An 11,956-nucleotide genomic window follows, 5' to 3' on the forward strand; every position below is an offset into this window, starting at 1 on the left:
AAGGCCCAACGTCAGTAAATCGTTAGCTTCCACGGCTCCTTCCCTCCTGGGCAAAGGGAAAGGCTACGATGCGTCAGGAAGGAGAGTCAAGAAAGCTGATTTCCACGTCTCGCGTCGAGGAACCGAAAAAAGTTCGTAGAGCACCTCAAAAAAGCCAGCACCGCATCCAACCCCGATCTGCTGCGCCTTGCACTCAAGCTTGCCACCGGGGCAGGCAAGACAACGGTAATGGCCATGCTCATTGCTTGGCAGACGCTAAATGCCGTTCGTCATCCCGGCAGCAAAAAGTTTACGCGTGGTTTTCTTGTTGTTGCCCCAGGGCTGACCATCAAGGATCGCCTGCGAGTGCTGCAGCCGAATGATCCGGACAGCTACTACCAGAGTCGCGAGTTGGTGCCGCCTGATATGCTCTCTGATTTGAGCAAGGCAAAAATCGTCATCACAAACTACCACGCATTCAAGCTTCGCGAACGACTTGAAGTATCCAAAGGTGGGCGGGCCCTCTTGCAAGGGCGTGGCCCTGAATTGGCCACACTGGAAACTGAGGGTCAGATGATTCAGCGTGTCATGCCTGACCTCATGGGACTAAAGAACATCCTCGTCATCAACGACGAGGCGCACCATTGCTACCGGGAGAAACCGGGCGAACCGGAAGAAGCGCTGGATGCCGATGACAAGCAGGAAGCCGAACAGAACAAGGAGGCCGCTCGTCTCTGGATTTCCGGCTTGGAAATGGTGAATCGCAAGCTTGGAGTGGCTCGCGTCTTCGACCTGTCTGCTACTCCCTTCTTTCTGAAAGGCTCCGGCTACGCAGAGGGTACCTTGTTTCCGTGGACCGTAAGCGATTTTTCGCTGATGGATGCCATCGAATGCGGCATCGTCAAACTGCCACGTGTTCCTATCTCAGATAACATTCCCGGCGCGGACATGCCCATGTTCCGCAATCTCTGGTCACACATCCGAAAGAAGATGCCCAAAAAAGGGCGCGGCAAGGCCAAGGGGCTAGATCCGTTGAGCATTCCACCGGAGCTGCAGACGGCACTGGAGGCTCTCTACGGGCATTACAAGAAGACCTTCGAACTTTGGCAGGACGCCGGCATTGATGTGCCGCCGTGCTTCATCGTCGTGTGCAACAACACGGCCGCGTCAAAGCTTGTCTTCGACTACATCTCCGGTTTTTTCCGCGAGAATGAGGACGGCACCACCGAATTGGAAAACGGGCGTTTGCCCCTCTTCCGCAACTTTGACGACCACGGCAACCCGCTGGCCCGGCCTCACACCCTGCTTATTGATAGCGAGCAGCTTGAAGCGGGCGAGGCCCTTGATGACAACTTCCGCAAAATGGCCGCTGATGAAATCGAGCGATTCCGGCGCGAAATCATCGAGCGAACGGGCGACCCGCGACAGGCAGAGAATCTGTCAGACAACGACCTTTTGCGCGAGGTCATGAACACCGTGGGCAAGCCGGACAGGCTGGGCGGCTCTATCCGGTGCGTCGTCTCCGTGTCCATGTTGACGGAAGGCTGGGATGCGAACACCGTCACCCATGTGCTCGGCGTCCGCGCCTTCGGCACGCAGCTCTTGTGCGAACAGGTTATCGGCCGTGCCCTTCGGCGTCAGGCCTATGACCTGAACGACGAGGGGCTCTTCAATGTGGAATACGCCGACGTGCTCGGCATCCCCTTCGATTTTACGGCGCAGTCCGTGCCGGTGAAGCCGCTTAAGCCTCGTGTGACCATCCACGTGAAGGCCATGAGCCCGGAGCGCGACCACCTTGAAATCCGCTTCCCCAACGTCGCCGGGTACCGCGTGGAACTGCCGGAAGAGCGGCTCACCGCGAAATTCAACGCAGACTCCGTGCTCAAGTTGACGCCGGAACAGGTCGGTGCAACCAGCACGCGAACGCAAGGCATCATTGGCGAGGGAGTGGACCTTAATCTTGTCCACACTGGCGACTTGCGCCGCTCGACGCTTCTGTTCCACCTTACCCAGCGCCTGCTGTACACCAAATGGCGCGACCCGAACACGGAGCCAAAGCTTCACCTCTTCGGCCAACTTAAGCGTATCGCCAAGGAATGGCTCGACACCTGCCTTGTGTGTGAGGGTGGCACCTTCCCGGCGCAGCTCATGTATCAATCTTTGGCCGACATCGCCTGCGAACGAATCACCAACGCCATCACAAGTGCGCACAGTGAAACGTGTCCGGTCAAGGCCGTACTTGATCCCTACAACCCCACTGGCAGCACGCGGCATGTCGCCTTCAATACGACCAAGACGCTTCGGTGGCAGACGAGTCCGAACCTCTGCCATATCAATTGGGCCATCCTCGACAGCGATTGGGAGGCCGAGTTCTGCCGCGTAGTGGAAGAACACCCCCGTGTGCGAGCCTACGTGAAGAACCACAACCTCGGCTTCGAGGTGCCCTACCGCTTTGGCTCTGAGATGCGCCGCTACCTGCCGGACTTCATCGTACAGGTGGATGACGGGCGCGAAGACCTGCTCAACCTGGTGGTAGAGGTGAAAGGCTACCGGGCAGAGGACGCCAAGGACAAGAAGGCGACCATGGAGACGTACTGGGTGCCGGGCGTGAACAGCCTTGGCACCCACGGGCGCTGGGCATTCACGGAACTGACGCAGGTGCTGCGTATGGAGCCTGACTTCGCGGACAAGGTCCGTTCCTCGGTCAACAGCATGATTGCAGAAATCGCCGCCCCCGGCGCGGGAGATAAATAACCATGGCCAAGCCCTCTACCCCCAAGACAGTTGAAGCCATCACACATGGTGACGCTAGTCGAAAGAACATTCCTACGGCCGAATACCAGTCCATCATGACCGAACGTGACAAGGCGCCGGTGCAGGTGCGCTACGAGCGCAACCGCGACCTCGACCCTCAACTCATGTGGCGAGGGAAAGACGAACAGGATTGGTCGGACCTCGTGGTGAATGCACCGCCGCTGTATATTCAGGAAAAGGTGCACCCCAAGGTGCTCATTGACGACTTGATGCGTCGAACGAAGGAAGAGAAAAAGTCCAAACAGGCACAGTATGACCTTTTTTCCGACTTCAATGGTCTGCCGACCGAGGATGCCAAGACTGAATTCTACCAGCACGACGCCAACTGGACCAACCGCATGATTCTGGGAGATTCGCTTCAGGTCATGGCGAGCCTTGCCGAACGCGAAGGGCTTCGCGGCAAGGTCCAGTGCATCTATCTTGACCCGCCTTACGGCATAAAATTCAACTCAAACTTCCAGTGGTCCACAACCAGCCGCGACGTAAAGGACGGCAAGGTCGACCACATCACCCGCGAGCCGGAGCAGGTTAAGGCTTTTCGTGACACATGGCGCGATGGCATTAATAGTTACCTGACTTATCTTCGTGACCGGTTGATTGTCGCTCGTGATTTGCTCACCGCCTCTGGCTCCATCTTTGTGCAGATAGGCGAAGAAAACATGCATCTCGTTCGTGCCCTACTTGACGAAGTGTTTGGCTCGGAAAATTTGGTGAGGTGCATTGGGTTCAAAAAAACGGTTGGACAGACTTCGGCATTCATTCCAGCGACTTTTGACTATCTTTTGTGGTACGGCCGTGACAGTTCTCAATTGAAATTTCGTAGCTTGAACACCAGGAAGAGCGCCGAAATCGAGGAACGAAATTACACATATTATCAGCTCACTGATGGTCGCGAGTTCAGCGCGAGCGCCGGAGAAGCATTATCTGCAGAGGAGAAAAAAACAGCAAAACGATTTCGAACAGACAATGTGACTGGAGTTGCCCCTGCTAAACCGGACACCCTGCGGTTGCTGATGCGCGGATAAATTCCCTGGGGGATTTCATCCGCAAGCCCTTGTGGGGGTGCCTCTCGTTGTAGTCCTCGAACCAGCCGGGAAGCTGGGCCAGAACCGTTGCCGCATCAGGACGGGCGTGAACATGCACGTAATCCCGCTTGAAGGTGTTCACAAAGGCCTCGGCCATGCCGTTGCTTTCCGGGCTGCGCACCGGCGTGAAGCGCGGAAGCAGGCCTAACAGTGTCGCGAACGCCACCGTTTCCCTGGCCGTGTAGCAAGAGCCGTTGTCCGAGAGCCATTCGACGGGCTGCGGGGCCTTCACGACCCCAAACCGCTTCTCTACGCACTCCAGCATCAAGTCCTGCACCATCTGCCCACTGATGCCCGCCGTGGTCGCAATGGCCCCCATGGCCTCGCGGTCGCAGCAATCAAGGGCGAAGACTACCCTCACCACCTCGCCACTGTCGCAATGGATTTCAAACCCGTCTGAACACCAGCGAAGATTGCTTTTGAGGGTGATGACCTTGCCGTCGTGGCTGCGGTCTGGCCGGTAGCCCTTGTGCCTGGCCAAAAGCAGGCCATGAAGGCGCATGATCCGATACACGCGCTTGTGGTTGACGCGCGCATGACCATCCTGGACCAGGCGACGATTCAGCACCGCGCAGACCCGGCGGTAGCCGTAGGTCAGCCGATGGTCGATGATGTCCCGAATCAGGGGCAACAGCACCTCGTCCTCAGCCTTGGAGTAGCGGGGCGGACGCTCCCGAGCTGGGTCTTTCACTCTTTCGGCCAGCCTGGAGCGCGAGACCGTCAGCGCCTCGGCGACACGCTTCATCGGGAACCGTCCTCCCAGGGCAACGGAGTGCGCGAGATCAGTTTTTTTTCGCGCGCAATCTCCAACGCCTCCTGAAGGATTTCGACCTCCATGGTCTTCTTGCCCAGCATCCGCTCCAGATCGCGTATACGCTTCTTGAGCGCCCGAACTTCTCCGGCTCCGACCACCTGGTCATCCGCTTGGACAGCGGTCTTGCCTCCGTCGCTCATGAGCTTCCTCCAGCGAAACAATTGGCTGGGAGAAAGGCCGTTTCTGCGGGCGACGTACGAGACGTTCATCCCCGGCTGCAACGACTCCTGGACCAGTTGAACCTTCTCCGCCACCGTCCAACGTCGACGCTGGGCTGTGGTCAACACTTCCACCACTGCTCCCCCGTTAGCACTAGGTCTGGACATAGGGCTAGACCTATCTCCTATCGTTGGCGGGGTGTCCGGCCCAAATGGGGGCTACTCCAGTGACATCGCAAACTGGTTCTGAATCAAGTCGTTTCACCTTTGAGCACGCTGGCCGCACATTCCAGCCTTCAACTACAAGAGGATGGTCGACATCTCGCCAAGGACTCACCCGGCTTGGCCGCGCAAGCAGGCTCATCGGCCTAACATCGATACTGTGTTTTAAAAGATTTTCAGCTGATTATGAGAATTCGCCACTTTCAAACTACTGGGATGATGTGGGCATTGGCACCGCGACGGGGAAAATCTACGTTGTGCAGACTGCGGCGGAAGCTATTCAAAGATGTGTTCTCATGGCGACGGACCCCGGCGACCTTGTGCTCGACCCCACCTGCGGTTCCGGCACGACGGCCTACGTTGCCGAGCAGTGGGGCAGGCGCTGGATAACCATCGACACTTCCCGCGTGGCGCTGGCGTTGGCCCGCGCGCGCGTCATGGGCGCTCGGTATTCATATTACTTGCTGGCCGACAGCAAGGACGGGCAGCTCAAAGAAGCGGAAATCGCTAACACCGCACCCTCCAGCAAGCCGACCTATGGCGACATCCGCCACGGATTCGTTTACGAGCGCGTGCCGCACATCACCTTGAAGTCCATCGCCAACAACGCCGAGATTGATGTCATCTGGGAGAAGTACCAGCAGCGCCTTGAGCCGCTTCGGGCCGAGTTGAACAAGGCGCTCGGCAGCAGCTGGCAGGAGTGGGAAATCCCTCGCGAGGCCGACGAGAAGTGGGGGCCGACAGCGAAGGAAGCCCACAAGCGCTGGTGGCAACTACGCATTGCCCGGCAGAAGGAAATGGACGCGTCCATCGCCGCCAAGGCCGACTTCGAGTACCTCTACGACAAACCCTACGAAGACAAGAAGAAGGTCCGCGTGGCCGGTCCGTTCACAGTAGAGAGCCTGTCTCCGCACCGCGTGCTGGCCGTGGACGAGAATGACGACCTCATCGACCCGGCGAAGCAGGGGCAGGCGGCAGGTGGCGAGCAGGACTTCGTGCAGATGATTCTGGAGAACCTGAAGACCGCCGGGGTCCAGCAGTCGCGCAAGGACGATAAAATTACGTTCACCTCGCTTGTGCCGTGGCCGGGCGACAGGGTCTGCGCCGAAGGGCGCTACGCGGAGGGCGGCGGGCAGGGGCCGGAGAAACGTGCCGCCGTCTTCATCGGGCCGGAGTTCGGCACCGTTTCCCGCCCCGACCTGGTGGAAGCCGCGCGCGAGGCCGGAGAGGCGGGCTTTGACGTGCTCATTGCATGCGCCTTCAATTACGACGCGCATTCCACGGAATTCTCGAAGCTTGGACGCATCCCCGTACTCAAGGCGCGGATAAACGCAGACCTGCACATGTCCGACGAGCTCAAGAACACCGGCAAGGGCAACCTCTTCGTTATCTTCGGCGAGCCGGACATCGACATCATCCCGACCAAGGACGGGCAGATTCAGGTGAAGGTGAAGGGCGTTGATGTCTTCCACCCGAATTCGGGCGAAGTGCGAAGCGACGGCCCGGATGGAATCGCCTGCTGGTTCATCGACACGGACTATAATGAAGAGAGTTTCTTCGTCCGGCACGCCTACTTTCTTGGCGCAAACGATCCCTACAAGGCTCTGAAGACCACCCTCAAGGCGGAAATCAACGCGGATGCGTGGGAGACGCTCAATAGCGACACGTCTAGGCCTTTCGACAAGCCCAAAAACGGTCGCATTGCGGTGAAGGTCATCAACCACCTCGGCGACGAGGTCATGAAGGTGTTCCGAGTGTAGGACAGGAGGCGACATGGCAGGCGAGGTTTCACTGACGACGGAGCAAATTGCCGAGATCGTTCGGGAAGGAGTCGCACAGGCGACTTCTTCTACGAGCGTCACGGATATTGTCAGTGCCGGAAGTGCATTCGCCTTGGTTGTGCTGACGGCGGTTTTGGCTCGGTACACCTGGGTTCTCGCTAAAGAAGCACGGAAGACACGAGAGAGCCAGACGCGGCCAAACGTCATCGTCACGGCAGTTCATGACGAGAATCGTCCGATGATCATTCAACTTGTAATCCGGAATATCGGCCATGGGCTGGCAACGAACGTAACCTTCGAAACATCTCGCCCTCTTTTTATCGCCTATGGACTCGACGAAGAGACTGGCGAAGAGGCGAAACCTATTGACCGTGGGCCATTCACAACGGGAATTCCAGCACTGGGGCCTGGTGAGAGCCGAATTATTAGCTGGGGGCAGCCCGGTGGCTTGCTGAAGATGTTGGGCTCAAGCACTATTACCATTACGTGCAAATATGAATTCGAAGGGCAACTTATGCCGCCAAACGTCTGCCATGTGGATATTGAGTCGTTCATGGGCACCGTGGCCAATGACAGCATAGAGTTGAGAGCCGTCAAGGCCCTTGAAACAATTGCAAAGGCGAAGTCCAAGGGGGCCTGATGGAATTCCGCATAGCCGACACCTTCACCGACAGCCTTCGCCGCTTGACCGGCGACGAGCAGAAAGCGGTGAAGACCACCGCCTTCGACCTTCAGCTCAACCCGGCCAACCCGGGCATGAGCTTCCACAAGCTGACCCATGCGCGCGACAAGAATTTCTGGTCGGTGCGGGTAAATGCGGATGTGCGGATAATCGTCCACAGAACGCAGGCCAGCCTACTTCTCTGCTACGTCGATCATCACGAGCAGGCTTACCGCTGGGCAGAGGTGCGCAAGCTTGAAACGCATCCTAAGACGGGCGCTGCGCAGTTGGTTGAATTGCAGCAAGTTGTTCAAAATGTAGACGGTTTTGGCTGGAAGGTGCCCTCTGTCGTCACCCCGGCTGCCCCCCTGCTTTTTGCCAAGGTCTCTGACGAAGATCTGCTCAGCTACGGTGTGCCTACGGACTGGCTAGGGGCTGTCCGTCAGGCAACCGAGGACACACTTCTGGACCTTGCCGATCATCTGCCTGCTGAGGCTGCAGAAGCCCTGCTTGCTCTGGCCACGGGCGTACAGCCGAAGATGGCGGTTGCAACGGAGATTGGCAGGTTCGCCCCCTTCGACCACCCGGACGCCCAGCGGCGTTTCCGTGTAGTTGCAAATGTCGAAGAACTGGAACGGGCACTCGACTTCCCATGGGAGAAGTGGACTGTTTTTCTGCATCCGGCACAGCGTCAGACCGTGGAGCGGGACTTTTCTGGCCCTGCCCGGGTATCCGGCTCGGCGGGCACTGGCAAGACCATCGTTGCTCTGCATCGGGCTGTGAACCTCGCCCGAAAGGACCCGGACGCCCGGGTACTTCTCACGACCTTTTCGGAGTTGCTTGCGAACGCCCTGCGAAACAAGCTCAAAGTGCTTGCGGGAAATGAGCCTCGGCTCGGTGAGCGCATTGACGTCCATGCCATGGATGGCCTTGGCGAACGGCTCAACCGACTGTGGCTCGGGAGACTTCGCGTGGCAGACCGGGAGACCGTCGCAACGTTGCTCAAGCGCGCGGTTTCGGTTCACGCAGACATCCGCCAGAGCGAGCAGTTTGTGTTGTCGGAATGGGAAGAAGTAGTTGACGCTTGGCAACTGACGACTTGGGAAGAATACCGCGATGTGGCCCGGCTTGGCAGGAAAACACGTCTGCCTGAAAAGATGCGAAAAGCGCTTTGGGACGTGTTCAGCGCTGTCTTGGCTGGCCTCACCGAACAAAACCAAGTGACGCGGGCGGGGCTGTTTACGCGCCTGGCCACTTATCTGACCAGCCTTAAGGTGTCGCCATTTGACTATGTGGTGGTTGATGAGGCGCAGGATGTCAGCGTGCCGCAGCTGCGGTTTCTCGCGGCGCTGGGCGCAAGTAAACAGAATGGATTGTTTTTTGCCGGCGATCTTGGTCAGCGGATCTTCCAGTTGCCGTTTTCGTGGAAGTCTCTCGGCGTTGAGGTGCGTGGACGTTGTCAAACCCTTCGGGTGAATTATCGGACATCGCACCAGATACGTGAGCACGCGGACCGGCTTCTTGGGCCCACCGTTGCCGATGTGGACGGAAATATAGACGACAGAAGAGGCACTACATCTGTTTTCAACGGCCCAGAACCGACAATTCTGATTGCTGACACCCAAGACCAAGAGACTTCAAAGGTCGCTGAATGGATATCTGAACGCGTTAAAGAAGGCGTAACAGCCTCAGAGATTGGGATATTCGTCCGGTCAGTGGCTCAGCTTGAGCGTGCGACGGCTGCCGCTCAGAGGGCGGGGATTCCGTTCCGTGTGCTTGACGAGCAACTCGACGTTACCCCCGGCGAAGCGTCCGTTTGTACTATGCACCTTGCAAAAGGGCTGGAATTTAGAGCTGTGGTGGTAATGGCATGCGATGACGAGGTCATTCCGTTGCAAGAACGCATAGAGGCCGTGACGGACACCTCCGACCTTGAGGAAGTCTACGAGACTGAACGGCATTTGTTGTATGTGGCCTGCACACGCGCTCGCGACTTTTTACTTGTGAGCTGCACCGCACCCGGCTCTGAATTTATTGATGACTTTGCCACTCAGCCTTGACCTTTTAAGTCCACCGAGAAGCCGAGGATTTCTATGCGCCCATAAAGCAACCTGTGGGCTTGAGCAGTAATGTTTCGTTAAAACAACCGCTTATGTTTGAGCCTTTTTGCTGATGATAGATTACTCATGCAAGGAGCCTGATTGGGAATGAAGCCAGATTATTCGCGCACGTCCTCATAAAAAAACTCAAGGCAACAATGCAGATTCTGGAATGAACTTGGCTTAGCTTCTACCTTAATCCGTGACGAACGGTTTCGAAACCCGCTAACTCGGGAGGAGGAGCATATGAGTAAGCTTGGTTACTTCTTGGGGGGTGCTGTCGCCGCTGTTACCCTTATTGCCGTGGCAACCGCTCTCGACTCGACGTGTACGTCAACTTGCAGTGGAGGGGATGACAACTCCGAAGATCTAGCTCCGGTTAGCAACGATGAGGCCATTGAGGCTAGCAGGTCCGAACAGCGTATTCCTGAAGGGGCGGCAGCGTTTTAAGGGGTAGCCTCTTGTCAGGTTGTATCGTTTGATGGCGCAGCATGCGTGACTCAATGGCAATGCTGCGCCATCTTTTTGAGCAAGAACACTCGGAAACATGAAAGTATCACAGTTGATTCTGACGCTTTTGGCGCATAGATTGTGCTTGCTGTGTTGTAAAGATGATGCAACTGTACATATTTGAAAAATTGATGCAAAAACTCAACTTTAAAAATGCGTATAGACAAAGCGTGTTATGGTGTCATACAGGAATTGCGTAGTAAATCGGCACCACAGTGTTTTTTGTTTCTGGACGTTAGACACGGCCTAAGCCAGCCATGAAGATTGGAGAGGGTGATGCCCCCAAAAAAGGATGACGCGACACCGGGAGTCAAGCTTCTCCGGATGTTTCAAATACTCATGTGTGATGGGCGGCGGCAGTTTCAAAAAGACCTTGCAGATCGCCTGAATTGTTCGCCGCAAGTCGTCATGCGCCTCGCCCAGAGCATCGAGTCAGTCGTCGGAACCAATTTTGAGATGGGTACCGAGAATCGCCGGAAATGGTACCGCCTCCGCACATCCAACAAGCACTGCCTTGGTCTTCGTTTCGAAGAACTACGCTACATTAGCGTGTGTCGGGATCTCGCGGCCTCCACCCTTCCACACAACATACTCCAACGCATCGACGATTCCATCTTGAATCTTTCAATTTTGATGGCAGATCGTGGCAATGGGGAAAATGGCTCTATCCCGCAACAGCAGTTCACATTTTGTTCCAAGGGGCGCATCAATTATTCCAACCACTTTGGAGTCATTGAAACCCTGATCGCAGCTGCAGAAAACCGTCGAATCTGTCTGGTGCGCTATAAGGCCGGCAGTCGAGCGCAAGTCAAGGAGCACCGTTTTGCCCCTGGGCGTATAGCCAGTATGAACGGTGTCTTATACGCTTTGGGTGCTGGAGTGACCGAAGACTATAGCGCCATCAAGCATCTGACTAACTTGGCAGTCCACCGCATTCTTGAGGCAAGACTGACAGAGCATTCTTTTTCTTTCGACTTGCCAAGCTCTACAGAAAATACCTTCGGGTTGCCGTGGCACGAGCCAAGGACATTCCGAATCCATTTCTCACAAGCGGTTGCGGATTATATCCGGGAGCGTACGTGGGCAGATGTCCAGCATCTTGATGACAGAGAGGATGGCAGCGTTGTTCTCGAAATTACAACGCGAAGTGAGCCTGAGTTGAAAGCTTGGATCAGAAGCTTTGGCGAGACTGTCATCGCGTTCAATGAAATAGCCCAAGAGCAAACCCATTTGGAGTGAGCCGTGATAAATCGAGGCTTTGTCTGCCCAAAGTGTGGTTCTAAAAGAGTGTCACTGGGAAGTTGTATGCGCACACCTTTTAAATGGCTGAACGCAATGCTTGACACCGTGTCGCCATATCCAAAGCAAGGGCCATGCACAATTACTTGCAAAGACTGCGGCGCAAAAAGTGTCATCTGTATTATGTGATACTTCGACGCAAGGTGTGTAACTCAACTTTCGTGAATCTGTTTTATGGCGTCTCGTAGCTTCTGGACTTTTCGTGAGGTAACATGCCGGAGGCAATGAATCTTTGTTGAGCATTAGTCTTGACAACACGGCTTCTTGGCGCGTCGTAGGTCAGTCCTTGGACCTTTCAAAGCCGCCTAGCGAGCTTCGCTTTGAGGCCGAGGCCGCGATAGGTGAGCGTTACCCGTGTCCGGCGTGCTGTGCGCCTTGTAAGGCCCATGATTTTGCGGAGGTTAGCGGGCGGCATCTCAACTTCTTCCAGCATCACTGCCTGATCAAGGCCCGTGTCCCCCGAGTGAGATGCCCGGAACATGGCCTCAAGCGCGTCAATGTCCCATGGGCACGGCCTGGCAGCGGGTTCACCCT

Annotated in this window: 7 protein-coding genes and 1 pseudogene; 7 read left to right on the forward strand and 1 reads right to left on the reverse strand. The window is 56.4% G+C overall.

All coding sequences use genetic code 11. The annotated features are described in order from the left end of the window. Positions 1-126: 126 nt before the first annotated feature. Together V6B97_RS16530 and V6B97_RS16535 are read left to right on the forward strand one after the other, a co-directional pair. Positions 127-2,733: pseudogene (locus tag V6B97_RS16530) on the forward strand (BPTD_3080 family restriction endonuclease); the annotation flags it as partial. Positions 2,734-2,735: 2 nt separating this feature from the next. Next, complete coding sequence (locus V6B97_RS16535; protein WP_333507627.1) at positions 2,736-3,818, forward strand: DNA methyltransferase; 1,083 nt, start codon at positions 2,736-2,738, stop codon at positions 3,816-3,818. Here V6B97_RS16535 and V6B97_RS16540 read toward each other — a convergent pair. Beyond that, a protein-coding gene (locus V6B97_RS16540) for an IS3 family transposase (protein ID WP_333507628.1) occupies positions 3,781-5,018 on the reverse strand; the annotation gives its coding sequence in 2 pieces (ribosomal slippage) (positions 3,781-4,673 and positions 4,673-5,018; 1,239 coding nt in all). The two genes, V6B97_RS16535 and V6B97_RS16540, sit on opposite strands and share 38 nt — an antisense overlap. 44 nt (positions 5,019-5,062) lie before the next feature. On the opposite strand from V6B97_RS16540, the gene V6B97_RS16545 reads away from it, so the two are divergent. From V6B97_RS16545 to V6B97_RS16565, 5 genes are all read left to right on the forward strand, one after another. Further along, entirely contained in the window at positions 5,063-6,832 is a 1,770-nt protein-coding gene (locus tag V6B97_RS16545; RefSeq protein ID WP_333507629.1) for a DNA methyltransferase, read from the forward strand. Positions 6,833-6,845: 13 nt separating this feature from the next. Beyond that, positions 6,846-7,493, forward strand: a complete 648-nt coding sequence (locus V6B97_RS16550; RefSeq protein WP_333507630.1) for a hypothetical protein — start codon at positions 6,846-6,848, stop codon at positions 7,491-7,493. Continuing rightward, positions 7,493-9,574, forward strand: a complete 2,082-nt coding sequence (locus V6B97_RS16555; RefSeq protein WP_333507631.1) for a 3'-5' exonuclease — start codon at positions 7,493-7,495, stop codon at positions 9,572-9,574. The genes V6B97_RS16550 and V6B97_RS16555 overlap by 1 nt, the downstream gene beginning before the upstream one ends. 825 nt (positions 9,575-10,399) lie before the next feature. Then, on the forward strand, positions 10,400-11,362 hold the full coding sequence (locus tag V6B97_RS16560) for a WYL domain-containing protein (RefSeq protein WP_333507632.1): 963 nt from the start codon (positions 10,400-10,402) through the stop codon (positions 11,360-11,362). 292 nt (positions 11,363-11,654) lie between these two features. Beyond that, positions 11,655-11,956 (forward strand): transposase family protein (locus tag V6B97_RS16565; protein ID WP_333507633.1); only part of this gene is annotated, 302 nt, incomplete at its 3' end.

This window comes from Nitratidesulfovibrio sp. 1201_IL3209 (assembly GCF_036763125.1).
In the GTDB taxonomy this organism is placed as follows: Bacteria; Desulfobacterota; Desulfovibrionia; order Desulfovibrionales; family Desulfovibrionaceae; genus Cupidesulfovibrio.

Bases quoted from the DNA above. Each gene is read 5' to 3' on its own strand.
- V6B97_RS16535 (WP_333507627.1), top strand. From the start codon at position 2,736: ATGGCCAAGCCCTCTACCCCCAAGACAGTTGAAGCCATCACACATGGT.
- V6B97_RS16550 (WP_333507630.1), top strand. From the start codon at position 6,846: ATGGCAGGCGAGGTTTCACTGACGACGGAGCAAATTGCCGAGATCGTT.
- V6B97_RS16560 (WP_333507632.1), top strand. From the start codon at position 10,400: ATGCCCCCAAAAAAGGATGACGCGACACCGGGAGTCAAGCTTCTCCGG.
- V6B97_RS16545 (WP_333507629.1), top strand. From the start codon at position 5,063: ATGGGGGCTACTCCAGTGACATCGCAAACTGGTTCTGAATCAAGTCGT.
- V6B97_RS16555 (WP_333507631.1), top strand. From the start codon at position 7,493: ATGGAATTCCGCATAGCCGACACCTTCACCGACAGCCTTCGCCGCTTG.